Below are 24,622 nucleotides of genomic sequence, written 5' to 3'. Positions count from 1 at the left end.
CCGGGTGAGCAACATGTGGTGGAGCAAGCAAAAGTCGCGGGTAACCGAAGGCCAACGGACGCTGGCTGCGCCGCTGATCATGTCGCTGGAACCGCGCATGCTGTTCGACGGTGCCGTCGCAGCCACGGTCGCTGACACCGCCGCCCAGGCCGACAGTCATCCCGCCGCCGACGCGGCCAAGGCACCGACGGCCGATCACCCGTCGGTCAGCAAAGACACCCACGGCCAGGCCGATGCCACGCCGGCTGCCAGTCCTGTCGCGGTACCTGGCCAGAGCGTGGTGTTCGTCGATGCCCGGGTCAAGGATGCCGACAGCCTGCTCAAAGGCGTCGCCCCCGGCGCGCAAGTGGTCAAGCTCGATGCAAGCAAGGACGGCTTGCAGCAGATCGCCGATTATCTCGACCAGCATTCGGGCGTCAGCTCGGTGCAGATCATCGCTCACGGCAACGCCGGTGACCTGTGGCTCGGCAACAGCTATCTGTCGGCCGACAACGTCGCGCAACGCAGTGCAGTGCTGGCGGAAATCGGCAAGGACATGAACGTTGGCGGCGACATCCTCATTTACGGCTGCTACACCGCCGAGGGCGACCGAGGCCTGAGCTTCGTTGACTCGCTGGCACAATTGACCGGCCGCGATGTAGCCGCCTCGAACAACCGCACCGGCGTGGGCGGCGACTGGGATCTGGAAATCGCCACGGGCAAGATCGAGAGCGCCAACGTGCTGTCGACCCTGTCGATGAGCGAGTATCAGTGGGGCCTCGCCACGTGGACCGCCACCAACAACGCGAACACCGGGGTCGGCTCGCTGCGCGCAGCGCTGGCGTCGGCGCAGAACGGCGACATCGTGACCTTCGGCACCAGCATGACGGTACAGCTCACCTCTGAGCTGCTGATCAACAAGAACATCACCGTCGATGGCGACCTGAACAACGACGGCGTCGCGGACGTCACCCTCGATGGCCAGTACAAGACCCGAGTGGTAGAAATCACCTCCGGCAACACCGTGACCCTCGATGGTCTGGTGATTACCCGGGGTCTGGTCTCTGGCAACGGCGGCAATGGCGGCTACGGGGCAACCGGCGCCATGGGCGGCGGGATTTTCAACGCCGGTATTCTCACGCTGAACAACGTTTCGGTAACGGGTAACGCGGCGGCCGGCGGTGGTGGTGGCGGCGGTGTCACGGGTGCCAACTACGGCGGCGGTGGTGGCGGTGGCGGCGGCCTTGGTGGTCAGGGCGGCGGCCATGGCGGTACGGCCGGGCCGGGCACCGGAACGTTGGGCGGCCAGGCCGGCAGCGGTGGCGTGGGTGGCTATGGCGGAGGCTACGATGCAACGCACATGGGCGGACGCGGCGGCTCCACCGTCGGCGGTGCCGGTGGCGTGGGTGTGTCCTATTACAGCAACGGCGGCAATGGCGGCACGGCCAACAACGGCACGATTTCCATCGGCGGCGGCGGTGGCGGCTCCGGTTGGGACAAGGTTGGCGGCGTCGGCGGCAATGCGGCCGGCGGGATTTACAACGCCTCGACCGGTACGTTGAAAATCGTCGGCACCTCGGTCATCAGCAACAACATCGGCGCGGGCGGCGGTGGCGGCGGCGGTAGCGGCCAGGGCAGCAACAACCTGAACGGCGGCGACGGCGGACGGGGTGTCGGTGCGATCTGGAACCAGGGCGGCACGGTCCTGATCACCGCCGCCAACTTCAGCGCCATCAGCGGTAACGCGGCTGGCAGCGGCTCCGGTGGTACAGAGCTGGGCGGCGGCGTGACGGGCTCTGTACCGTTGGCCTTCGCGGCGATCTACAACAACGGCGGTACGCTCAACACTGCTTATGTTGAGCCACCGACCGCGACCATCGTGATGGCCGACACGGCGTTGAAAATCGGCGAAACCTCGCTGGTGACCATTACCTTCAGCCGGGCGGTGAGCGGTTTCACCAACGCCGACCTGACCATTGCCAACGGCACGCTGACAGCGGTCAGCAGCAGCGACGGCGGCCTGACCTGGACCGCGACGTTCACTCCGACCAACAACATCACCGACGCCACCAACCTGATCACCCTCGACAACACCGGGGTGACCGCGATCAGCGACGGCGTGGCGGGCGTCGGCACCACCAACTCCGTCAATTACGCGATCGATACCGCGCGCCCGACCGTGACCATCGTGATGTCCGATACGGCGTTGAAGATCGGCGATACCTCGCTGGTGACTTTCACGTTCAGTGAAGCCGTGACCGGTTTCACCAACGCCGACCTGACCATCGCCAACGGCACGCTGAGCGCGGTGAGCAGCAGTGACGGCGGTATCACCTGGACCGGGACCTTCACTCCGACCGCCAGCATCACCGACACCACCAACCTGATCACCCTCGACAACACCGGTATCGCCGACCTCGCTGGCAACGCCGGCAGCGGCACGACGGATTCGGCCAACTACGTGATCGATACCGTGCGGCCGACGGCGACCATTGTGGTGGCCGACACCAACTTGGCGGTCGGTGAAACCTCGCTGGTGACCATCACCTTCAGCGAAGCGGTCAGCGGCTTCACCACCGCCGACCTCACCGTGGCCAACGGCAGCCTGAGCGGCCTGAGCAGCAGTGACGGCGGCATCACCTGGACCGCCACGCTCACGCCGACCAACAGCATCACCGACACCACCAACCTGATCACCCTGGATAACACCGGGGTCGTCGATCTGGCTGGCAATGCCGGCAGTGGCACCACTAACTCCAATAACTACGCCATCGACACCGCGCGTCCCACCGCGACCATCGTGGTGGCCGACAACAACCTGCGGATCGGTGAAACCTCGCTGGTGACCATCACCTTCAGCGAAGCCGTGACCGGCTTCACCAACGCCGACCTGACGATTGCCAACGGCACCTTGACGGCGGTCAGCAGCAGCGACGGCGGCATTACCTGGACGGCGACCTTCACGCCGACCGCCAGCATCACCGACGCGACCAACCTGATCACCCTGAACAACACCGGCATCGCGGATCTGAACGGCAACGCCGGCAGCGGGACCACCGACTCCAACAACTACGCCATCGATACCGTGCGCCCGACCGCGACCATCGTGGTGGCCGACAACAACCTGCGGATCGGCGAAACCTCGCTGGTGACCATCTCCTTCAGCGAAGCGGTGACCGGTTTCACCAACGCCGACCTGACCATCGCCAACGGCACGCTGAGTGCGGTGAGCAGCAGCGACGGCGGCATCACCTGGACCGCGACGTTCACGCCGAGTGCCAGCGTCACCGACACCACCAACCTGATTACCCTGGACAACACCGGTATCGCCGACCTGGCGGGCAATGCCGGCAGCGGCACCACCGACTCCAACAACTACGCCATCGACACCCAGCGCCCGACCGCGACCATTGTGGTCGCCGACAGCAATCTCACGGCCGGTGAAACTTCGCTGGTGACCATCACGTTCAGCGAAGCGGTGAGCGGCTTCACCAACGCTGACCTGACCATCGCCAACGGTACGTTGACGGCGGTGAGCAGCAGCGATGGCGGCATCACCTGGACGGCGACGTTCACCCCGAACGTGGGCGTCAACGACGCGACTAACCTGATCACGCTGGCCAACACCGGCATCGCGGACCTCGCGGGTAACGCCGGTAGCGGCACCACCAACTCCAACAATTACACCATCGACACCGTGGTGCCGACCGCGACCATCATCGTGTCCGACCCCAGCCTGAAAATCGGCGAGTCCTCGCTGGTGACCATCACCTTCAGCGAAGCCGTGACCGGCTTCACCAATGCTGACCTGACCATCGCCAACGGCACGTTGACGGCGGTGAGCAGCAGCGACGGCGGCATCACCTGGACGGCCACGTTCACGCCGACTACCAACATCACCGACGCCACCAACCTGATCACCCTGGACAACACCGGCGTACAGAACCTGTCGGGCAATGCCGGCAGCGGTACCACCGATTCCAACAATTACTCGATCGACACCCAGCGCCCGACTGCCACTATCGTGGTGGCTGACACCGCACTCGGCGTCGGCCAGACCAGCCTGGTGACCATCACGTTCAGCGAAGCGGTGACCGGTTTCACCAACGCCGACCTGACCATCGCCAACGGCACGTTGAGCGCAGTGAGCAGCAGTGATGGCGGCATCACCTGGACAGCGACCTTCACTCCGGCGGCAGGGATTACCGACACCAGCAATGTGATCACCCTGGACAACACCGGCATCGCCGACCTCGCGGGCAACGCCGGCAGCGGCACCACCGACTCCAACAACTATGCCGTCGACAGCCAGCGCCCGACGGCGACCATCGTGCTCTCCGACAGCAGCCTGAGTGCCGGAGAAACCTCGCTGGTCACCATTACCTTCAGCGAAGCCGTGACCGGTTTTGACAATGCCGACCTGAGCGTCGCCAACGGCACCTTGAGCAATGTCGCGTCGAGCGACGGCGGCATCACCTGGACGGCGACGTTCACGCCGAACGTGGGCGTCAACGATGCGACCAACCTGATTGTCCTGAACAACACCGGCATCGCCGACCTGGCCGGCAACAGCGGGACCGGCACCACCAGCTCGCCGAACTACACCATCGACACCGTGCTGCCGACCGCGACCATCATCATTGCCGACAACGCGCTGAAAATCGGTGATACCTCGCTGGTGACTATCACCTTCAGCGAAGCGGTGAGCGGTTTCACCAACGCCGACCTGACGATTGCCAACGGCACGTTGTCGGCAGTCAGCAGCAGCGACGGCGGCATCACCTGGACGGCCACGTTCACGCCGACTACCAACATCACCGACGCCACCAACCTGATCACCCTGGATAACGCCGGCGTACAGAACCTGTCGGGCAATGCCGGCAGCGGCACCACCGATTCCAACAATTACTCGATCGACACCCAGCGTCCGACCGCGACCATTGTGGTCGCCGACACAGCCCTGGGCGTCGGTCAGACTGCGTTGGTGACCATCACCTTCAGCGAAGCGGTGACCGGTTTCACCAACGCCGACCTGACGATTGCCAACGGCACGTTGTCGGCAGTCAGCAGCAGCGACGGCGGCATCACCTGGACAGCGACCTTCACCCCGGCGGCAGGGATTACCGACACCAGCAATGTGATCACCTTGGACAACACCGGCATCGCCGACCTCGCCGGCAACACCGGCAGCGGCACCACCGATTCCAACAACTATGCGGTCGACAGTCAGCGTCCGACGGCGACCATTGTCATGGCCGACAGCGACCTGCGTCCCGGTGAAACCGCGTTGGTGACCATCACCTTCAGCGAGACCGTGACCGGATTCGACAATGCCGACCTGAGCGTCGCTAACGGCACCTTGAGCAATGTCGCGTCGAGCGACGGCGGCATCACCTGGACGGCCACGTTCACGCCGAACATTGGTGTCACCGATCTCACCAACCTGATTGTCCTGAACAACACCGGTATTACCGACCTGGCCGGCAACACCGGCACCGGCACCACCAACTCCGCCAACTATCAGGTGCAGACTCAGGTGCCGACTTCCACCATCGTGGTTGCCGACACTTCACTCAAGGCCGGGGAAACCTCGCTGGTGACCATCACCTTCAGCGAAGCGGTGAGCGGTTTCGACAACAGCGACCTGACCATCGCCAATGGCACGTTGAGCAATGTCAGCAGCAGCGACGGCGGTGTCACCTGGACGGCGACCTTCACCCCGACCGCCAATGTCACTGACGCGACCAACCTGATCAGCCTGAACAATGCCGGAGTGACCAACGTCTCAGGCAACAGCGGTATTGGCACCACCGATTCCAACAACTTCGCCATCGACACCGCGCTGCCGACCGCCACCATCGTGGTCGCCGACAACCGCCTGGGCATCGGCGAAACCACCACCGTGACCATCACCTTCAGCGAGGCGGTGAGCGGTTTCGATCTGTCGGACATCAGCGTCGCCAATGGTGCGCTGTCGAACCTGGCCAGCAGCGACGGCGGCATCACCTGGACGGCGACTTTCACCCCGACAGCCGGCGTCAACGACGCGACCAACCTGATCCTGATCGACACCGCCGGCGTCCAGGATCTGGCCGGCAATGCTGGGGCGAGCATCGCCATCTCCAACAACTACATCCTCGATGCGACCCGGCCAACGGTGAACATCGTGGTTGCCAATCCGCATCTGGGCATCGGCCAGACCACCACGGTGACCTTCACCTTCAGCGAGGCGGTGAACAATTTCGACCTGTCCGACCTGAGCGTGACCAACGGCGACCTGAGCAACCTGAGCAGCAGCGATGGCGGCAAGACCTGGACCGCGACTTTCACGCCGACCGCGAACGTGACCGACCCGAGCAACTTCATCGCGCTGGACACCAGCAACGTCACCGACCTGGCGGGCAATGCCGGCAGCACGGTGGCGGTGTCGAACAACTACGCCCTCGACAGCGAGCGCCCGACCGCCACGGTCGTGGTGGCCAACCCGAATCTGGGTCTCGGCCAGACTTCGCAGGTGATCATCACCTTCAACGAAGCGGTCAGCGGTTTCGATCTGGCGAACCTCAGCGTGGCCAATGGCACCTTGTCCAACCTGAGCAGCAGCGACGGTGGCAAGACCTGGACGGCGACCCTGACGCCGACCGCCAACGTCAACAGCGCCAGTAATGCGATCAGCATCAACACGGCCGGGGTCAGTGACCTGTCGGGCAACAGCGGCAGCGGGATCAGTCAGTCCGGGAACTACGTGATCAATACGGTGCCGGTGGTCGTACCGCCGGTGACACCGACCTCGCCGTTGGTGGTGGTGCCGCCGGATCCGGAGTTCCGCAGCAGCGACCCCGTCGTGCCACCACCAGCGCCGAACGTCCCGCTGCAACCGCTCATCTTCACACCGCCCACTGGCGACATCGGCTCACCGCTGACCTTCGCGCCGTTGTTCGAACAACGGGTGATCGGCAACGGCATCCGTCCGCTGGGTGACATTTTCATCAACCACGGCGCCCTGAGCCCGAGCTTCATCGCCCAGGTTTTCACCAGCAGCGACAGCGGCGGCGATGGTTCCGGCCATGGCTTCCTCGGGTTTGGCGGTGGCGATGGCGGGGTGTTCGGCAGCAGCACGCTGTCGAGCCTGTTCCATCAGGACAGCGCCGCAGAGCGCGATTCGCTGAATGCCTTCGACCGTCATTCGATCACGGGCGGCGATATTTCCCAGGGCCTGCGCGGTGTGTTCGGCGCGCCGACCCTGGGCCAGCAACTGCAACAGATCAAGGACAGCGAGCAGCACCGGGTCGACAACCTGGCGGCGGCTCTGCAACAGGTCGGTATCAGCGAAATGCAGGCCTGATAACACACACAACAACTCAATATGCGCAGCACCCAGGGGCGATGCAGGGATGAAGAAAAGTCAAAAATTGTTCGGCGCCAGCCTGCTGGCGCTGGCAATCAGCGGATGTGCAGTCACCAGTGAACCGATCGAACGCAGTGTCAGCGAACAACGGGCCAAAGCCGACCTGCAAAGCATGTACAAGGGCCAGGAACCGCTGAGCGGTCCGCTGACCCTGCACCAGGCGATGGCCCGCGCGGTGAAATACAACCTCGAAGGGCGCTTGAAAATCATGGAGGAAGCGCTGGCCAAGCGGCAGCTCGACCTCGCCAGCTTCGACATGCTGCCACGCATGGCGCTGGATGCCGGTTACGTCGGACGCAACAATGTCAGCGCCTCCAGCAGCCAGAGCGTACGCACCGGCACCCAGTCCCTGGAACCGTCGACCTCCCAGGACCGCGACCGCAACGTCGCCGACCTGACCATGGTCTGGAACGTCCTCGACTTCGGCGTCAGCTACATCAACGCCAAGCAACAGGGCGACCAGCGCCTGATCGTTCAGGAACGCCGGCGCAAAGTGATCAACACCATCGTTCAGGACGTGCGCTCGGCCTATTGGCGGGCGATGGCGGCCGAACGCCTGCTCAAACAGATCGACAGCCTGATGGCGCGGGTCGATACCGCCCGGCGCAACAGCGAAAGCATGAGCGAGCAGCGCATCGGTGATCCGGTGCAGTCCCTCGGTTACCAGCGTTCGCTGATCGAAGCGACCCGGCAACTGGAAGAGCAACGCCGGGCGTTGTCGCTGGCGAAAACCGAACTGGCGACCCTGATCAACCTGCCGCTGGGCACCAACCTGACGCTGGCCACTGACGACGGTTATCAGATCCCGGAACTCAAGGTCGATATTTCCAGACTGGAGCAGGAAGCCCTGACCAGCCGTCCGGAACTGCGCGAGCAGGATTACCAGACCCGGATCAGTGCTGCTGAAACCCGCAAGGCGATGTTGCGCATGTTGCCGGGCCTGGAGTTTTCTGCCGGCGGACACTACGACAGCAACTCGTTCCTGGTGAACGATCGCTGGGCCGACTATGGGGTGAAAGTCACCTGGAACCTGTTCAATGTGATCTCCGCCCCGGCGGCCATCGATGTGGCCAAGGCTGGCGAAGAAGTCGCCACCGCACGTCGTCAGGCGATGTCGATCGCGGTGCTGGCGCAGCTGTATGTGGCCAATGCCAACTATCAAGAGGCGCTGCGTCAGTTCAAGACCAACCAGCAACTGTCGGACATCGACGGGCAGATCGTCGGTCAGTTGCGCAATCGGCACCAGACCGCCGGCATCGGCGAGCTGGAGTTGATTCAGGGTGAACTGAACAACCTGCAAGCGGATCTGCGCCGCGACCTGTCGTATGCCGATCTGCGCAATGCCTATGGGCAGATTTTCGCCAGCGCCGGCCTCGATCCGCTTCCGGATCAAGTGCAATCCACCGCGGTGCAGTCGATCGCCACGGCCCTGGCAAACCGCGAATCGGCCTGGGCGTCGGGGGATATCTCGGTGCCGGTGGTGGCCCATGCCGGCGCCAAATAATCTGCAGGCGCCCGTCGCCAGCATCAGCCGCTCGCAACGCGAGGCCCGCAACGGCCATCGCGGTGCGGCGATTTTGCTCACCGGTCTGCCGGCGGCGGGCAAATCGACTCTGGCTCAGGCGTTGCACGCCGAGTTGTTTGTCCTTGGATTGCAGAGCGTGGTCCTCGATGGCGACGGTTTGCGGGTCGGGCTCAACCGCGATCTGGGGTTTGGCGACGCCGATCGTCTGGAGAACATTCGCCGGGCCAGTGAGCTGGCGGCATTGCTGGTGGAAAACGGGCAGATCGTGGTTCTGGCGATGATTGCGCCATTGCTGGAGCTGCGCGAGGTGTTCGCCCAGCGTTTGGGTGAGGACTATCGAGAAGTCTGGTGCAGTGCATCGCTGGCGGTGTGCGAGCAGCGGGATCCGAAGGGGCATTATGCCCGCGCAAGACGTGGCGAAATGGCCGGTTTCACGGGGGTGTCGGCGCCGTATGAGCCGCCCCTGCAGGCGTCGTTGATACTCGACACTGGCGTGCAATCGGTTGAGGCCAGTCTGGATCGGTTGCTGACCTGGCTCGGCGAGTCTGCGGTGTTACCCAAGGCATGAGCCGCCCGGTCTGTTCGCGTCTACCGGTGGCGGTGGATCTGCCGTTGCTGTTGCAGGCGCTGCAGGCGATTGCCGAAGAGGCATGGCGCGGCCACTTCAACACGGACTACTTCACGGGCGACTGGAGCGGCGTGGCGCTGATTTCGGCTGCCGATGCACTGAGTGAGTTAGCCCCAGGACGCGGTTTGCCGCTGCAGCGCACGCCATGGTTGCGTGATGAACGCTGGCAGCGGGGGTTGCGCGAGCTGGCGCTGGATATCGTCAGCGCACGCTTGCTGCGACTGGGGCCCGGCGGGCGAATTCATGAGCACCGTGATTACGATCTGGAGGGGCCGGACGCCGATCTGCGCCTGCACATTCCGTTGCTCAGCCCGCCCGCCGCAGACTTCTGGCTCGAGGGGCAGCGTGTGCCGATGACGGCGGGCGAGTGCTGGTTTCTCGATCTTGCTCGTGCGCATCGGGTGGATAACTTCGACACGTCGGCACGGATTCATCTGGTGCTCGATTGCCGACCCGGCGCCTGGCTTGCGCAGAAAATCGTCGAAGGTGTGAACGACACCCCCGCAACGCAACGGCCAGACTCGGCGTTGCAGCAATTCCAGCGATGGGTGGCGGGCGATGCCACGTTGGCGGCGACGTTGCAGGACATGACGGACCCCGAATTATTCATCGAGCGTACTCTTGAGCTGGCCGCCGAACACGGCTTGCCCTTCTCCCGGGAAGAGTTGCGTGCGGCGATGCGCCAAGGACGTCGGCAATGGAACGCGCAATGGAGCGGCTGAATTTCGACGGCTGGCTGCCGATCCGGGTATGGCCGGTTGCGGGGCTTTGGCAGGTCGATTGGTGCTGGTTCGGTGATAGACCTTTGCAGCAGCCGTTTTTTCGCGATGCGGTCGAGGACGCGTTGCGTTTGCCGTTCAATCAGGTCTTTCGGCGCCAGACGCCGCTGTCGGCGCTGACGCAGTGGCACAGGCAAAGCCCGGGACTGGCGCCGAGTGCCTTTATCCTGCACGCCTCGCGTTGCGGTTCGACATTGATCAGCCAGATGCTCGCGCGGCTCGATGACCACATCGTAGTCTCGGAGCCACCGCCGCTTGATGCGCTTTTGCGAGGTGAGCTACCCGAAACCGAGCGGCGGGCAGCGATCAGTGGACTGCTCTCGGCCTACGGTCAACGTCGACGCGGTATCGAGCAGCGACTGGTGATCAAGCTCGATGCCTGGAACATCGGCGAATGGCCGTTGTTGCAGGCATGCTTTCCCGACACGCCGTGGCTGTTCGTGTATCGCGATCCGCTGGAAATCGCCGTATCGCACGTGCGTCGTCCGGGGATGCACATGGTGCCGGGGATGCTTGGTGATTGTGTGCTCGACGATGGTTTGCCATTTACCGGCAGTGAAGACTTCATTGCACGACGACTTGGACACTTGCTGGCGTCGGCGTATCTGCACTGCCGCGAGGGTGACGGACTGCTGGTGAACTACAGCGAGTTGCCCGAGGCCATGGCCGGACGATTGGCGAAGTTTTTTCGTTTGAATGTCGAGCAGCGGCAGCAGGTGTTGGCGGCGACGATGCAGCATGCCAAGCAGCCGTCTCAGCGCTTTGTTGCCGATGGCGAAGACAAGCGTCGCGAGGCTTCGCCGTGGTTGCGCGAACGGGTTCGGCAATGTGCCCAGGATGCCTTTCTGAATCTTGAATTGCTGCGCAACGCATGAAAGATCGCAGCCTTCGGCAGCTCCTACAGGGTGTACGCATAACCGATGCAGGAGCTGCCGCAGGCTGCGATCTTTTGCTGTCAGGTTTTTCCCGACAGATCCGCCATCCCCTTGAGCAGCTCGATGGGTAGGGGAAAGACAATCGTCGAACTCTTGTCACCCGCAATCGAACTCAAGGTCTGCATGTAGCGTAACTGCATGGCGCCGGGTTGGCGGCCGAGCATTTCGGCGGCCTGCATGAGTTTTTCCGAGGCTTGCAGCTCGCCTTCGGCGTGGATCACCTTGGCCCGGCGTTCACGTTCGGCTTCGGCCTGTTTGGCGATGGCACGGACCATCGATTCGTTGAGGTCTACGTGCTTGATCTCGACGTTGGCGACCTTGATGCCCCAGGCGTCGGTCTGGGCGTCGAGCACTTGCTGGATATCGATATTCAGTTGCTCGCGTTCGGCCAGCAGTTCATCCAGCTCATGTTTGCCGAGCACCGCGCGCAGGGTGGTCTGCGCCAGTTGGCTGGTGGCCGAAAGAAAGTCTTCGACCTGAATGATCGCCTTCTGCGGGTCAAGCACGCGGAAGTACAGCACCGCATTGACCTTCACCGAGACGTTGTCGCGGGTGATCACATCCTGTGGCGGCACGTCGAGCACCACGGTGCGCAGATCGACCCGGACCATTTGCTGCACCACCGGTATCAACAGGATCAGCCCCGGCCCTTTGACCTGCCAGAAGCGCCCGAGCTGGAACACCACGCCGCGCTCGTACTCACGCAGGATGCGGAAGGTCGACCCGGCGAGGGCGATCACCAACAGCAGCAGTGCAACAAAACCGATTTGCAGACCCATGATCACTCTCCGTGTCGCACCGCGTCAGTCGCGGCGACTTTCAGCAATAAGCCCTTGCGCCCTACCACGCGCACCGATTGCCCGGTGTGCAAGGGTGTGGCGCTGTGCACTTGCCAGTGTTCACCCTGCAAATGCACCCAGCCGTTGTGGGCGTTTTCCGCTTGCACGGTGGTCACCGCCGTCACGCTGCCGACCAGCCCGGCGTCGCCGCTGACGGCGTGGCGCGGGCGGGTTTTCAGGGCGCGGATGATCAACGCGATCAGCAGCAGAGCGCTGAGCAGGCCGAGGCCGATGATCATCGGTACCGGCACCTCGGCGTTGCTCAGGATCAGCGCGCCGATGACGAACATGATGATCCCGCCAAGGCCGATGACCCCGTAGTTGGGCAGCGCGGCTTCGGCTATCAGAAAGGCAATGCCAAGGGTGATCAGCCACAGGCCGACCGCATTGACCGCCGTCAGCGGGACGTCAGCCGCGAGGGCCGGGCCGCTGGTCAGCAGTATCAGAAAAAACAGACAACATCGGCTGTTCACGTGACCCTCCGGGAGAGTCATGGGGGTGTTTCCTTAAGTCTAGTTGAGCCTGGCGCTGAATGAATTCTGCTCAATGAGCAGATGTGTCCAGTGAGCGGATTTCCCTTCGCCTGAGCCTCGCCGAACTAGACTCAGCAGAACAGGCACAACGTTCCGCGTGACACCGAGGTGCAGCATGCGTATGGCAAAAAAAGTGCAAAGCAGCCTGAACCGGGCGCATTGCGAATATGACATCGTGGCCCACCGCCACTCCGCCAGCAGTCTGGAAACCGCACGGGTTTCCGGGGTGCCCGCCGAGCGCGTGGCCAAGTCGGTGATTCTCGACGACCACCACGGGCATTACCTGATGGCCGTGCTGCCGGCCAGCCGGCACCTGGATTTGAGCAAAGTGCGCAGCCGCGGCGAATGGCAGATCACCCGGGAAAGCAACCTGGCGCACATCTTCGATGACTGCGAACGCGGCGCGGTGCCGCCGCTGGGTGATTCCTACGGCCTGGACATGGTCATCGACCCGCTGCTGACCCGGCAGAAAGACATCTACCTGGAAGCCGGCAACCACAACTACCTGCTGCACATGAGCATGCCCGAGTTTCTGAAAATGGTGCCGCATGCCGAGGTGCGGGAGTTGAGTCAGTAGGTTCTGTAGCGCTTTCGCGGACGCCTTCGCGAGCAAGCTCGCTCCCACAGGTTGAACGCGTTCTCCTGTGTGAGCGAGCCTGCTCGCGAATAATCTCCCACTCACCGCATTCTTGAAGGAGCCCCCCATGGAGCAGCCCACCCACAGCCTGCCGTCCCTGTTCAAGCAACTGGGCCTGGACAGCGACCCGACCAGCATTGACCAATTCATCGCCACCCATTCACCGCTCAAACCCGAGCTGCACCTGGCGGATGCGTTTTTCTGGAGCAAAAGTCAGGCGGATTTCTTGCGAGGCGAGATTCTTGATGATGCGGATTGGGCGGAGGTGGTGGATCAGCTGAACGTGCTGTTGCGCAAGGGGCGGGAGGGATGACCACTTGGCGGCTGAGCACATTTTCGGTTGTATGGAAGGTATAAATAGACCAATATCACGACCTCAATTGAGGTCTTTTATTATGCAAAGTGTTCTTGCCGATATGGCGGTCAGTGTTTCCGAATTGAAGAAAAATCCATCAGCAGTGCTGAGTGGCGCACATGGTGGTGCTGTGGCTGTGCTGAACCATAATCGCGTCATGGGTTACATGGTGCCAGCCGATGTTTACGAAGCCATGATGGAGCGGCTTGATGATTTGGAACTGGTCGAGATCGTCCGTTCCCGCAGTCATGAAACACCCATTTCGGTAAGCCTGGATGACCTATAAGCTCGAATTTCTGCCGTCTGCTCATAAGGAGTGGAACAAGCTGGGTCATACGTTGCGAGATCAATTCAAGAAAAAGCTCGCTGAAAGGTTATCGCTACCAAGGGTATCGGCTGATGCGCTTCATGGAATGCCTGATTGCTACAAAATCAAACTGAAGGCTTCTGGTTACCGTTTGGTCTATCAAGTGATAGATGAGCGAATCGTCGTTTCGGTAGTCACTGTGGGAAAACGCGAGCGCAGCAGTGTCTATGAGAAAGCCAAAAAACGCTGAGTCGTCCAGACCTCGGCGCTTTTTCTTCTCCCCTGACAACCTATTTGTTTCAAAACTTGACTGAAATTCCCCGCCAATGCGATATTGATAGTTAGCAAACTAACAGTGTGCATTTTCCCGTGGCGAATTCCCTCGACGCTCTCCAGATGAACATCAGCAGTGCCATGGTGGTGGCCGCCAGGCATTGGCGGAAGATCTGCCAGACCACGCTGGTCAACTATGGAATCTCCGAAGCCTGCGCCGTGCCGTTGTTGATGATCGGGCGGTTGGGCGAGGGCGTGCGTCAGGTGCAGGTGGCGCAGGCCGCCGGGATGGAAAGTCCGTCGCTAGTACGCCTGCTCGACCAGTTGTGCCACGCCGGCTACGTCTGCCGCACCGAAGATGCGCAGGATCGTCGGGCCAAGTGCCTGAGCCTGACCGACACCGGCCGTGAGCTGGTGCAAGCGGTGGAAAGCGAACTGGTGCGTCTGCGTCATGAAGTGCTCGAAGGCATCGACCAGAGTGATCTGGAGGCTACGCTTCGAGTACTGCGAGCTTTTGAGGCGGCCAATCCGCCTGTGGTGATCAATTCTTGAACGGTTTTTTCTCCGGCATTCCTCCGGCCCGCGACTGGTTCTACGGGGTCCGCACCTTTGCAGCGTCGATGATCGCGCTGTACATCGCCTTGCTCATGCAAATGCCGCGTCCGTATTGGGCGATGGCCACGGTGTACATCGTCTCCAGCCCGTTTCTCGGCCCGACCAGTTCCAAGGCGCTGTACCGCGCCATCGGCACCTTTCTCGGGGCGGCGGCGGCGGTGCTGTTCGTGCCGATGTTCGTGCAGAGCCCATATGTGCTGGTGGTGGTGATTGCCTTGTGGACGGGGATTTTGCTGTTCCTGTCGCTGCACCTGCGCACCGCCAATAACTACGCGCTGATGCTGGCCGGTTACACATTGCCGCTGATTGCCTTGCCGACCGTGGATAATCCGCTGGCGGTGTGGGACGTGGCGGAAGCGCGCACCGAAGAGATTTTTCTCGGCATCGCCGTGGCGGCGGTGGTCGGCGCGATGTTCTGGCCGCGGCGTCTGGCGCCGGTGTTCAACGACGCGGTGGGCAAATGGTTCGCCGACGCCACCACCTACAGCTTGAAGTTCCTCAGCCGTGACGTGCAGCCTGAACAGATCGCCGCGCTGCGCATGGCCATGGTCGCCAACTTCAACAGCCTCGAATTGATGATCGGCCAGTTGCCCCACGAAGGCGCCCGGCCGCAAACCGTGCGCAACACCAAGGAGCTGCGCGGGCGGATGATCCACCTCTTGCCGGTGATCGACGCTCTGGAAGACTCGCTCTACGCCCTCGAACGGCGTACCCCGGAACTGGTGGAAAAGTTTGCCCCGCTGCTGACCGCGACCCAGCAATGGCTCGGCCATAACGACGCCGATCTTGATCGGTGGCAGGCGCTCAAGGATCAACTCCAGGCCCTGCAGCCAAGCTGCGAGGCGCTGGAAGATCGCAAGCAGTTGCTGTTCTCCAACGCGATTTATCGCCTCGGTGAATTCATCGATCTGTGGCAAGACTGCCGCAGTCTGCAGGACGCGATTCTCTGCGAGCGCCAGGATAGCTGGCGTGCGGTTTACCGGCACTGGCGCCTCGGGCGGCTGACGCCGTTTCTCGACCGCGGGATGATGCTGTATTCGGTGGCCTCGACCATTCTGGCGATCATCGTCGCCTCGGTGCTGTGGATCCTGCTGGGTTGGCCGGACGGCGGCAGTGCGGTGATTCTGGCAGCGGTGGCGTGCAGTTTCTTCGCCTCAATGGACGACCCGGCGCCGCAGATCTACCGGTTCTTTTTCTGGACCGGGATGTCGGTACTGTTCGCCAGTCTCTATCTGTTCCTGATTCTGCCGAACCTGCACGATTTCCCGATGCTGGTACTGGCGTTTGCGGTTCCGTTCATTTGCGTCGGCACCCTGACGGTGCAGCCGCGTTTCTACCTCGGCATGCTCCTGACGCTGGTCAACACCTCGTCGTTCATCAGCATTCAGGGCGCGTATGACGCGGACTTTTTCGCCTTTGTGAACTCCAACCTGGCCGGCCCGATGGGTTTGCTGTTCGCGTTCATCTGGACCCTGATCGCCCGCCCGTTTGGCGTCGAGCTGGCCGCCAAACGTCTGACCCGTTTCAGCTGGAAGGACATCGTGCACATGACCGAGCCGGCCAACCTTGCCGAACATCGGCAGTTGGGCGTGCAGTTGCTCGACCGTCTGATGCAGCACTTGCCGCGTCTGGCCATGACCGGCCAGGACACCGGGATTGCCATGCGTGAAGTGCGTGTCGGGCTCAACCTGCTTGATCTGCTGGCCTACACCCCGCGGGTGGAGGGCGCGCCGAATGCCCTGCTGCAACAAGTGGTGGCCGAGGTCGGTGAGTATTTTCGCGCTTGCCTCAAGGCCGGCGAACGCTTGCCGGCACCGAGTCCCTTATTGATGACCATGGATCGCGCCCGCCGCGCCCTCAAAGGCCACGGCGACGAAGAAACCCGGCTAAACCTGTTGCATGCCCTGAGCGGTTTGCGCCTGGCGCTGTTGCCCGGCGTGGAATTTGTCAGCACCGGCGATGCCGAAGAACCGCTGCCCGATGGAGCGCCCCTATGATTGGTGATCTGGATATCAGCGGCATTTTCCTGCCGACCCTGCTGGTGTTGATGGGCATCACCTATGTGTTGTTTGTGCTGGTGCACGGCGTGCTCACGCGCCTGCACTTTTACCGTCTGGTCTGGCACCGGGCATTGTTCAACGTGGCCCTCTACGCCGTGATGCTGTACGGCGTGGACTCACTCAGTCGATACCTGATGACATGAAAAAACCGTTTCTGACTATCGGTCGCGTGGTCCTGACCCTGCTGATCGTGACTTTTGCCGTCGTCCTCGTCTGGCGCATGGTGATGTATTACATGTTTGCGCCATGGACCCGTGACGGCCACATTCGCGCTGACATTATTCAGATCGCCCCGGACGTGTCCGGGCTGATCCAGCAGGTCGAGGTCAAGGACAACCAGTTGATCAAACGCGGCCAAGTGCTGTTCAGCATCGACCAGGACCGCTTCAAACTGGCCCTGCGTCAGGCTAAAGCGGCGGTCGCCGATCGCGAAGAAACCCTGGCCCAGGCGCAGCGTGAAGCCAAGCGTAACCGTGGTCTGGGTAATCTGGTGCCGGCCGAACAGCTGGAAGAAAGCCAGTCGAAAGTTGCCCGCGCGCAATCGGCGCTGGCCGAAGCGCTGGTGACGGTGGACAGCGCGCAGCTCAATCTGGATCGCTCGGTGATCCGCAGCCCGGTGGACGGTTACGTCAACGACCGTGCGCCGCGTGTGCAGGAATTCGTCACCGCCGGGCGTCCGGTGTTGTCGGTGGTCGACAGCAACTCGTTCCACATCGACGGCTACTTCGAAGAAACCAAACTCGATGGCATTCATGTCGGGCAGTCGGTGGATATCCGTGTGATCGGCGACAAGGCCAGGCTGCGCGGGCATGTCGAAAGCATCGTCGCCGGTATCGAAGACCGCGACCGCACCAGCGGCAATAACCTGCTGCCGAACGTCAACCCGGCGTTCAGTTGGGTGCGGCTGGCGCAGCGGATTCCGGTGCGCATCGCCTTTGACGAGGTGCCGGAAGACTTCCGCATGATCGCCGGGCGGACCGCGACCGTGTCGATCATCGACGACAAAACGCAGGAGCCCGCGCAATGAACAGGGCCCTGATGATCGCCGGGTTGGGCCTGATGCTCTCGGCCTGTCAGATGGTCGGGCCGGACTATCACCTGCCCGCTGACGCGGCGGTGCAGCGCAAGGATTTTCAGGGCGAGCTGGCGGTGGACGGCAAACCAGTGGTGTCGGCGCCGGTGCCGGCGGACTGGTGGCGGCTGTATCAAGACCCGCGTCTGGATCAACTGGTACAGCAAGCCATGGCTTCCAATACGGATTTGCGCGTGGCGGCGGCCAACCTGTCGCGGGCGCGTGCCCAGGTCGATGAAGCCGAAGCGGCCGGCGGCTGGAGCGGCGGCGTGAAGATGGGCGCGCAGCGCTTGCAGGAATCCGGACAAGCATTCCTGCTGCCGGAAAAAGTCCCGGTGGCCAACGTCGCTGACATCGGTATCAGCGCGTCTTACCAGTTCGATCTGTGGGGCACGCTGCAACGCGGGATCGAAGCGGCGAAAGCCAACGCCGATGCCACGCAAGCGGCGGCCGACACCGCGCGCATCACCCTCGTCGCGGACGTGGTCCGTGCCTACACCCAAGTGTGCGCCGCCAACGAAGAACGGGAAATCGCTCAGCATTCCCTCGACCTGCAATCGCAGAGCACCACGCTGATCCAGCGCTTGCGCGATGCCGGGCGTGGTGACGAGACCCAGGTCACTCGTTCGCAAACCCAATTCAAATCCTTGCGGGCTGACCTGCCGCGCTACGAAGCGGCGCGTCAGGCCGGATTGTTCCGCCTGTCGATGCTGCTGGCCAAACCGCTCGACCAGTTGCCTGCCGGCACCGCGACCTGTGCCGAACTGCCGAAAATCGCCCAACAGTTGCCGGTGGGCGACGGTGCGACGCTGCTCAAACGTCGTCCCGATGTGCGGCAAGCCGAGCGTCGTCTGGCCGCCGCGACCGCCGGCATCGGCATTGCAACCGGTGAGCTCTACCCGGACATCAGCATCGGCGCGACCATCGGCACCGTCGGCATCGTTTCCGACCTTGGTGATCCGTCGACCAACCGCTGGGGCTTTGGCCCGTCGCTGAGCTGGAAGGTGCCGACCAACGGCGCCCGCGCACGGATCCGTGAGGCCGAAGCCAACACCCAGGGCGCGCTGGCGCATTTCGACGGCGTGGTGCTCAACGCCATCCGCGAAACCCAGACCGGTCTGGCCCAGTACAGCGCGCTGCTGCAACGCCGCGACGCCCTGGCCGATGCCGAGCAGTCGGCGAAACTGGCGGCGGACCAGACCCACCGCTTCTTCCAGGCCGGGCGCGAGTCGTTCCTCGCCGACCTGCAGGCGACCCGCACCTACACCGACGTCACTGCGCAACTGGCCGCCGCCAACACTCAGGTTGCCATGAGCCAGATCGATTTGTTCCTCGCCCTGGGTGGCGGCTGGGAAAGCGGACGAACGCAAGCCTCAAGCGCCAGCAAACCCTGAAGCCGTTGCTATGCTTTGAAGTGTTGAAAGGGTGCCCCGTGCAACGCACCCTTTCAGCGCACATCGCTAGCGCTGGTCTAGGGGAAACCAATAATGAAAAACCCTTACGCTCTCGGCTTCTGGTGCGCCCTGGTAGCGCTGGTGCTGCTGTCGGCCACCTATTTCTACGGCATCATGCTGGCCCATCAGATCGACAAGGCCATGGTCTTCCTCGACAGTGCCACGGCGTTGATCGCGGTGATGGCCATCGTCGTCGTGGCGTGGGCCTCGGTTCAGGTGCAGCGGGTCAAGAAACGCCAGTTGGAACAGGGCAAGACCCTGGTGCTGATCTGGGACACCAAAGTCGCCCTGCGCCGGGTCGAAACCGTGTTTGATCGCTACTTCTGGGGCAGCTACTGGCAACCGGGACGCACCTTCGCCGAAGTCATGGGCGAACTGACCGGCACCCCGCTGGAAAAAAGCCTCGAAGCCCTGAAAAAACAGTGCCTGGAACTCGACAAGCAGATTGCCGATGAAGGCTGGCACTGGCTCAACAATGCCCGCGAACTGTCGGATGTCGCCACGGCCATGGCCCGTGAGCGCTATCAACTGGATTTCTGCGATCCCCGGGCTGACGGGCCGGGCGGGGCGGTGATTGATCGCGACTTTGAAGTGCTGGTGTATACCTGGACGGCGCGGTTGAAGAGCTTTGATCATCAGCTCGATGAGATCGAGGTTCAGTATTCCTGATCTTCTGGGAGTCCTCTGGCCCCATCGCTGGCAAGCCAGCTCCCACAGTTTTTGTGGTGTTCTCGGATTTTGTGAACACAACCAATCCTGTGGGAGCTGGCTTGCCAGCGATAGCGTGCTCAAAAACACTGCAACTCTCCCCGCCTGTCAGCTGTCCACACTCCCCATAGACACTCTTTAACCTTTAAACATTGGGCCGCCTCGCGCTGCCAGTGCTAATCTCCACCGCTAATTTCAGCGGAGTCGAGCCGCGACCCGGTCACGGGTTCAGGGAAGACGACCACACTTTCAGCCACGGACATTGATCAGGTCATTCATGAATAAATCAGCAGGCGTGCTTCTCGGGATTGTTGTTGCCATCGGTGCGATCAGTGCCGGCGGGGCCTGGTATACCGGGACCAAGATCGAAGGCGTGCTGAACAACGCCGTCAGCAACGCCAACAAAGAGCTGCAGACCGCGATGGCCGGCTCCAATGGCAGCGCGTCGTTGGAGCTGGTGTCGCTGGAGCGCCACACCTTCACCAGCACCGCGCACTACCGCCTCAAGGGCGAAGGCGAGATGTTCGGTGACCAGCCGGTCGAGCTGCTGTTCGTCGATCACATCGAACACGGCCCGCTGCCGTTCTCGCGCCTGGTTTCGCTGAAGTGGCTGCCGGTCATGGCCACCAGCAATTACGAGCTGGAAAAGAGCCCGGCCACCGAAAAATGGTTTGCCGCCACCAAAGGCGCCGCGCCGCTCAAAGGTGTGACCAACATCGGCTACGACGAATCCACCACCAGCAGCCTGGAACTGCTGCCGCTGGAAACCGCGCTGGACGAACAGTCGAGCCTGAAGTTTTCCGGCCTGACCATGAACATCTCCGCCAGTGCCCAGGCGCAGAAGGTCAAGGCTGACGGCTACATGGACAGCCTGAAACTGGTCACCGTGGCGCAGGATCAGGCACCGGTGCAGGTCGAACTCAACGGTCTGACCCTGGCCAGCAACCTCAACAAGAGCAGCTACGGCTACTACACCGGGGAAAACACCCTGGAGCTGACCAGCAGCAAAACCACCTTCGGTCCCAAGCAGTCGGTGCTCGGCGTGAAGAACTTCGAAATGAAGAACCTCACCGAAGAGAGCGGCAGCAATGCCTCGGGCCGCGCTGATTACAAGGTGGGTGAAGTCACCCTCAACGACAAGAAAATCGGTTCGGCCAACATGGCCATGAGCCTGAAGAACCTCGACATCCCGTCGACGATGTCGCTGATGCAGATCTACCAGACCAAATTGCAGCCGTACGAGAAGGAAGCGGCGGCCGCTGCCGAGGCCGGTCTGCCGGCACCGGAACTGAACCTGACCGAAGCCGAGTCGGCACAGGTCAAGGCTGACCTGCAGAAACTGCTGGCCGCCAGCCCACAGATCGCGCTGGAAAACCTGTCGCTGAAAACCGCCAACGGTGAAAGCCGCGCCAGCCTGGTGATTGATCTGACCAAGCCGCAATCGATGGATCTGCCGCCGGATCAACTGGGCAAGCAATTGATCGCGCTGCTGGACCTGAACATTCAGGTGTCCAAGCCGATGCTGATCGATCTGCTCAGCGTGCAGGCGCAGCTCGACGGCCAGACTGACGCCAAAGCCATCGTCGATCAGGCCAGCGCCGGCGCCGACATGTTCTCCGGCATGGCAGTCGGTTCGCAGTTGGCGACCGTCGACGGCACCAATGTCGTGACCAAGCTGCATTACGCTGCCAATCAGGTGGAGTTCAACGGCCAGAAGATGACCGTCGAGCAGTTCGTCGGCTTCCTGATGAGCAAGTTCGCTGGCGTCACGCAAGTGCAGTAATCCTGCGCTCTAAATAGCAACGCCCGGCCTCTGGATTCGCGGACGCCGGGCGTTTTGCTGTCTGGCGTTCGGGTTTTGCACTGAGCCGGCGGCACGATTCTGAACAATTATTGTGTTCTGAATATTCGACTACGCTTGCATGCAAGACTGCCTGACTAAGCTTGGCTGGGTCTTTATTGGCTCAGCCTCCGTTACGAATGGGCAAGGGGGGCATTGCGACCCGGCTGGCCATGTAAGGATGCTGACGAATGCCGCGTATTGATGTGCCTGTTCTACATCGTGGTTTACGCCCGTTGTTTCGTGTTGCGCTGTGCAGCCAGTTGCTTTGGCCGGCACTGGCGTTTGCCGATACGCCCTATGATCAGATGGTGCGTGATGCCCGTGCCGGCCAGACCACGCCTGCGCTGAACGTGCTGCGCCAGGTGCCGCCGGGGCAGGCGACCACTGGCCAGATCAGCGATCACCTGCAGATCGCCAGTTGGGCCGGCCTCGATGCCGAAGTGGTGCAGGTCTATGAAACCCAGGGCCGTGACCGGGTGCTGCCGGTGCAGGCACTGACCGCCACCGCACGCGCCTATCGCAACCTCAAGCGTTGGGAGCAGGCGACCCAGGTCTACAACAAGGCCCTGGCGCTGGAGCCGGACAACGCTGACCTGCAATTGGGGCTGGCCCTGACTCAGGCTGACGCGGGCAAACCCGACGAAGCCGTGACCCGCGCCAAGGCGCTGGTGGCCGCCAAACCCGACGATCCATCGCGCCGCCTCGCCCTGGGCTATGCCCTGACCCGCGCCGGCAAGCAGTACGACGCGTTGTTTGAATACGATCAAGCGTTTATCCGTGCCGGCAGCAAGCCGGAAGTCGCCCGCGAATACGTGGTCGCCCTGCAAAAGGCGCGGCTGCCGGAACCGGCGCTGCGTCTGGCCAATCAACGTCCGGGGCTGATCGACCCGGTCACCTTGCGTCGACTCGAAGGTGATCTGGCCGCCGAACGCGTGCGTCTGGCCGAACTCGCCACCCGCAGTGAAAAAGAACGCTACGTGATCGCCGACCGCGCGCTGGCCGATTACGACAAACTGCTCGCCACCTGGACCCCGGATGCCAGCGCCCATGATGACGTGATTCGCTGGCGTATCGACCGCATGGGTGCACTCAAGGCCCGGGCGCGCACCGCCGACGTGATCAATGAATACCAGAAGCTGCAAAGCGAAGGCGTGAGGATTCCGACTTACGCCTTGCGCTGGGTCGCCGCGTCGTATCTGGATCAGCGCCAGCCAGAAGTCTCTACCGACCTGTATCGCCAGGTGTTGTCGGCCCCGGACGCCGATGTCGGTGATCGCCTCGAAGACACCACCGCGTTGTACTACTCGCTGCTGGAAAGCGACCGCGCCGATGAAGCGCGCAAACTCGCCGAGGATCTGGCCAAGACCCAGAAACCGCGCGTCGAACTCAAGGGCTTGCCGATCGGCAACCCCAATGATGAGTGGATGGACGCCCAGCAACTCGCGGCGCAGGCCGGCACCTACGGCTCCGACCTGCCGCACGGCGAAGAGCGCCTGCAGACACTGGTCGATCAGGCCCCGGGCAACATCGGCCTGCGCCTGGCGCAGGCCGATCTGTACCTGGCCCGGCAATGGCCACGCCGCGCGGAAAATCAGCTCAAGGAAACCGAGAGCATGGTCCCGCGCGACATGGGCCTGGAACTCGCTCAGGCGCGCACCGCGATGACCCTGCAGGAATGGCGGCAAATGGATGCGCTGACCGATGACGTGGTCGCGCGTTTTCCCGACAACCGTCAGGTGCAACGAGCGGCCCGCGAGCGCGAAGTGCACGACATGTCCGAACTGCGCGTCGAAGCCTATGGCGGCAAGGCCAACGGAGGCGGCGGCAGTGGTGCGGGCGCGGTCAGTGGCAGCCGCGATTTCGGCATCCAGAGCACGCTGTACAGCCCGCCGATCGATGAAGACTGGCGGGTGTTCGTCGGCGCCGGTTATGCCACCGGCGACTTCGCCGAAGGCACGGGCACCGACCGCTTCCAGCGTGTCGGTCTGGAGCGCCGTACCCGCGACATGAGCCTGGAAGCCGAGGTCTCCAACCACGATTACGGTTACGGCGCCAAACAGGGCGCGCGCATCGCGATTGCCCGCGACATCAACGATCACTGGCAGTACGGCGGCAGCTTCGCCTATCTGTCGGCCGAGACGCCGTTGCGGGCGCTCAACAGCGACATCAAGGCCAACGGCGGCAACGCGTTCATTCGCTGGCGCGCCAACGAAAGTCGCGAGTGGCGGCTGTCGGTCAGCCCGTCGCACTTCAGCGACGGCAACAACCGCGTCGAAGCCTTGCTCACCGGGCGCGAGGGCGTCTACAGCGCGCCGAACGTGCAGGTCGATGCCGGTCTGGAAGTCGGTACCAGTCACAACTCCAAGTCCGAGGATGTGCCGTACTTCAACCCGAAGGCGGACTTCAGCGTGATGCCGACGGTCAACGTCAACCATGTGCTCTACCACCGTTACGAAACCTCGTGGAGCCAGCAGTTTCAGGCCGGGGCGGGCACCTACAGCCAGCGTGACCACGGCACCGGCGGCATGGCGATGCTCGGCTACGGCCAGCGTTATGCCTGGAACGACGTGTTCGAGGTGGGCGGTTTGTTCAGTGTGATCAACCGGCCCTACGACGGTGATCGGGAGACCGATCTGCGTCTGCTCGTCGACCTCACTTTCCGCTTCTAGAAG

The 24,622-nt window shown here is 62.5% G+C and carries 19 protein-coding genes; 17 read left to right on the top strand and 2 right to left on the bottom strand.

Annotation, left to right across the window (positions count from 1 at the left end):
* The first annotated feature begins 13 nt into the window (after nt 1–13).
* From AB1J88_RS19850 to AB1J88_RS19830, 5 genes are read left to right on the top strand one after another with little or no spacing between them, the layout of a single operon-like run.
* Nucleotides 14–7,324, top strand: coding sequence for an Ig-like domain-containing protein (locus tag AB1J88_RS19850; protein ID WP_430291797.1), 7,311 nt, complete (start codon nt 14–16; stop codon nt 7,322–7,324).
* A gap of 49 nt (nt 7,325–7,373) precedes the next feature.
* Complete coding sequence (locus AB1J88_RS19845) at nt 7,374–8,891, top strand: TolC family protein (protein ID WP_430291796.1); 1,518 nt, start codon at nt 7,374–7,376, stop codon at nt 8,889–8,891.
* Entirely contained in the window at nt 8,875–9,480 is a 606-nt protein-coding gene (cysC, locus tag AB1J88_RS19840) for an adenylyl-sulfate kinase (protein ID WP_222017390.1), read from the top strand. Before AB1J88_RS19845 ends, cysC begins: the two co-directional genes overlap by 17 nt.
* Nucleotides 9,477–10,262: an aspartyl/asparaginyl beta-hydroxylase domain-containing protein gene (locus AB1J88_RS19835; protein ID WP_198759188.1), complete on the top strand. Its 786-nt coding sequence runs from the start codon at nt 9,477–9,479 to the stop codon at nt 10,260–10,262. Before cysC ends, AB1J88_RS19835 begins: the two co-directional genes overlap by 4 nt.
* Nucleotides 10,250–11,194, top strand: a complete 945-nt coding sequence (locus AB1J88_RS19830; RefSeq protein WP_430292703.1) for a sulfotransferase family protein — start codon at nt 10,250–10,252, stop codon at nt 11,192–11,194. The genes AB1J88_RS19835 and AB1J88_RS19830 overlap by 13 nt, the downstream gene beginning before the upstream one ends.
* 80 nt (nt 11,195–11,274) lie before the next feature.
* Here AB1J88_RS19830 and AB1J88_RS19825 read toward each other — a convergent pair whose 3' ends face one another.
* Together AB1J88_RS19825 and AB1J88_RS19820 are read right to left on the bottom strand one after the other, a co-directional pair.
* Nucleotides 11,275–12,033 carry a slipin family protein gene (locus AB1J88_RS19825; RefSeq protein ID WP_041070974.1) on the bottom strand — a complete coding sequence of 253 codons (759 nt, stop codon included), beginning with the start codon at nt 12,031–12,033 and terminating at the stop codon, nt 11,275–11,277.
* A 2-nt stretch (nt 12,034–12,035) separates the two neighbouring features.
* Nucleotides 12,036–12,587 carry an NfeD family protein gene (locus tag AB1J88_RS19820; protein WP_430291795.1) on the bottom strand — a complete coding sequence of 184 codons (552 nt, stop codon included), beginning with the start codon at nt 12,585–12,587 and terminating at the stop codon, nt 12,036–12,038.
* A gap of 154 nt (nt 12,588–12,741) precedes the next feature.
* Between AB1J88_RS19820 and AB1J88_RS19815 the strand changes: the two genes are divergently transcribed.
* From AB1J88_RS19815 to pgaA, 12 genes are all read left to right on the top strand, one after another.
* Nucleotides 12,742–13,203: an aminoacyl-tRNA deacylase gene (locus tag AB1J88_RS19815; protein ID WP_041070977.1), complete on the top strand. Its 462-nt coding sequence runs from the start codon at nt 12,742–12,744 to the stop codon at nt 13,201–13,203.
* Between the two features lie 127 nt (nt 13,204–13,330).
* Nucleotides 13,331–13,576 carry a DUF2789 domain-containing protein gene (locus tag AB1J88_RS19810; protein WP_108591740.1) on the top strand — a complete coding sequence of 82 codons (246 nt, stop codon included), beginning with the start codon at nt 13,331–13,333 and terminating at the stop codon, nt 13,574–13,576.
* A gap of 82 nt (nt 13,577–13,658) precedes the next feature.
* The gene (locus AB1J88_RS19805; RefSeq protein WP_222017386.1) at nt 13,659–13,904 is read left to right on the top strand and encodes a type II toxin-antitoxin system Phd/YefM family antitoxin; all 246 of its coding nucleotides are present in this window, start codon (nt 13,659–13,661) and stop codon (nt 13,902–13,904) included.
* Nucleotides 13,894–14,175 (top strand): type II toxin-antitoxin system RelE family toxin, encoded by a 282-nt coding sequence (locus AB1J88_RS19800; RefSeq protein WP_430291794.1) that lies wholly within the window; start codon nt 13,894–13,896, stop codon nt 14,173–14,175. Before AB1J88_RS19805 ends, AB1J88_RS19800 begins: the two co-directional genes overlap by 11 nt.
* Before the next feature lie 146 nt (nt 14,176–14,321).
* A complete protein-coding gene (locus tag AB1J88_RS19795; RefSeq protein WP_047290742.1) occupies nt 14,322–14,750 on the top strand; it encodes a MarR family winged helix-turn-helix transcriptional regulator in 429 nt (142 codons plus the stop codon).
* Nucleotides 14,747–16,810 (top strand): FUSC family protein, encoded by a 2,064-nt coding sequence (locus AB1J88_RS19790; RefSeq protein WP_430291793.1) that lies wholly within the window; start codon nt 14,747–14,749, stop codon nt 16,808–16,810. The genes AB1J88_RS19795 and AB1J88_RS19790 overlap by 4 nt, the downstream gene beginning before the upstream one ends.
* On the top strand, nt 16,807–17,016 hold the full coding sequence (locus AB1J88_RS19785; RefSeq protein WP_007957657.1) for a DUF1656 domain-containing protein: 210 nt from the start codon (nt 16,807–16,809) through the stop codon (nt 17,014–17,016). The genes AB1J88_RS19790 and AB1J88_RS19785 overlap by 4 nt, the downstream gene beginning before the upstream one ends.
* A complete protein-coding gene (locus AB1J88_RS19780) occupies nt 17,013–17,900 on the top strand; it encodes an efflux RND transporter periplasmic adaptor subunit (RefSeq protein WP_041070994.1) in 888 nt (295 codons plus the stop codon). The genes AB1J88_RS19785 and AB1J88_RS19780 overlap by 4 nt, the downstream gene beginning before the upstream one ends.
* The gene (locus tag AB1J88_RS19775; RefSeq protein WP_222017379.1) at nt 17,897–19,339 is read left to right on the top strand and encodes an efflux transporter outer membrane subunit; all 1,443 of its coding nucleotides are present in this window, start codon (nt 17,897–17,899) and stop codon (nt 19,337–19,339) included. Before AB1J88_RS19780 ends, AB1J88_RS19775 begins: the two co-directional genes overlap by 4 nt.
* 93 nt (nt 19,340–19,432) lie before the next feature.
* Complete coding sequence (locus AB1J88_RS19770) at nt 19,433–20,068, top strand: hypothetical protein (protein ID WP_047290746.1); 636 nt, start codon at nt 19,433–19,435, stop codon at nt 20,066–20,068.
* 316 nt (nt 20,069–20,384) lie between these two features.
* On the top strand, nt 20,385–21,890 hold the full coding sequence (locus tag AB1J88_RS19765) for a YdgA family protein (protein ID WP_430291792.1): 1,506 nt from the start codon (nt 20,385–20,387) through the stop codon (nt 21,888–21,890).
* 248 nt (nt 21,891–22,138) lie between these two features.
* Nucleotides 22,139–24,619, top strand: coding sequence for a poly-beta-1,6 N-acetyl-D-glucosamine export porin PgaA (pgaA, locus tag AB1J88_RS19760; RefSeq protein WP_430291791.1), 2,481 nt, complete (start codon nt 22,139–22,141; stop codon nt 24,617–24,619).
* Nucleotides 24,620–24,622 lie beyond the last annotated feature (3 nt).

It is taken from the genome of Pseudomonas sp. S8 (assembly GCF_050473925.1).
Taxonomy (GTDB): Bacteria; Pseudomonadota; Gammaproteobacteria; order Pseudomonadales; family Pseudomonadaceae; genus Aquipseudomonas; species Aquipseudomonas parakoreensis.
This window is presented reverse-complemented; position numbering and strand designations above follow the sequence as displayed.

What these genes read in the sequence shown, in the direction of transcription:
- AB1J88_RS19785 (WP_007957657.1), top strand. Translation starts at nt 16,807, where the DNA reads ATGATTGGTGATCTGGATATCAGCGGCATTTTCCTGCCGACCCTGCTG.
- cysC (WP_222017390.1), top strand. Translation starts at nt 8,875, where the DNA reads ATGCCGGCGCCAAATAATCTGCAGGCGCCCGTCGCCAGCATCAGCCGC.
- AB1J88_RS19800 (WP_430291794.1), top strand. Translation starts at nt 13,894, where the DNA reads ATGACCTATAAGCTCGAATTTCTGCCGTCTGCTCATAAGGAGTGGAAC.
- AB1J88_RS19770 (WP_047290746.1), top strand. Translation starts at nt 19,433, where the DNA reads ATGAAAAACCCTTACGCTCTCGGCTTCTGGTGCGCCCTGGTAGCGCTG.
- AB1J88_RS19835 (WP_198759188.1), top strand. Translation starts at nt 9,477, where the DNA reads ATGAGCCGCCCGGTCTGTTCGCGTCTACCGGTGGCGGTGGATCTGCCG.
- AB1J88_RS19820 (WP_430291795.1), bottom strand. Translation starts at nt 12,587, where the DNA reads ATGACTCTCCCGGAGGGTCACGTGAACAGCCGATGTTGTCTGTTTTTT.
- AB1J88_RS19765 (WP_430291792.1), top strand. Translation starts at nt 20,385, where the DNA reads ATGAATAAATCAGCAGGCGTGCTTCTCGGGATTGTTGTTGCCATCGGT.
- AB1J88_RS19815 (WP_041070977.1), top strand. Translation starts at nt 12,742, where the DNA reads ATGCGTATGGCAAAAAAAGTGCAAAGCAGCCTGAACCGGGCGCATTGC.
- AB1J88_RS19775 (WP_222017379.1), top strand. Translation starts at nt 17,897, where the DNA reads ATGAACAGGGCCCTGATGATCGCCGGGTTGGGCCTGATGCTCTCGGCC.
- AB1J88_RS19830 (WP_430292703.1), top strand. Translation starts at nt 10,250, where the DNA reads ATGGAGCGGCTGAATTTCGACGGCTGGCTGCCGATCCGGGTATGGCCG.
- AB1J88_RS19780 (WP_041070994.1), top strand. Translation starts at nt 17,013, where the DNA reads ATGAAAAAACCGTTTCTGACTATCGGTCGCGTGGTCCTGACCCTGCTG.
- AB1J88_RS19845 (WP_430291796.1), top strand. Translation starts at nt 7,374, where the DNA reads ATGAAGAAAAGTCAAAAATTGTTCGGCGCCAGCCTGCTGGCGCTGGCA.
- AB1J88_RS19810 (WP_108591740.1), top strand. Translation starts at nt 13,331, where the DNA reads ATGGAGCAGCCCACCCACAGCCTGCCGTCCCTGTTCAAGCAACTGGGC.
- pgaA (WP_430291791.1), top strand. Translation starts at nt 22,139, where the DNA reads ATGCCGCGTATTGATGTGCCTGTTCTACATCGTGGTTTACGCCCGTTG.
- AB1J88_RS19795 (WP_047290742.1), top strand. Translation starts at nt 14,322, where the DNA reads ATGAACATCAGCAGTGCCATGGTGGTGGCCGCCAGGCATTGGCGGAAG.
- AB1J88_RS19805 (WP_222017386.1), top strand. Translation starts at nt 13,659, where the DNA reads ATGCAAAGTGTTCTTGCCGATATGGCGGTCAGTGTTTCCGAATTGAAG.
- AB1J88_RS19825 (WP_041070974.1), bottom strand. Translation starts at nt 12,033, where the DNA reads ATGGGTCTGCAAATCGGTTTTGTTGCACTGCTGCTGTTGGTGATCGCC.
- AB1J88_RS19850 (WP_430291797.1), top strand. Translation starts at nt 14, where the DNA reads ATGTGGTGGAGCAAGCAAAAGTCGCGGGTAACCGAAGGCCAACGGACG.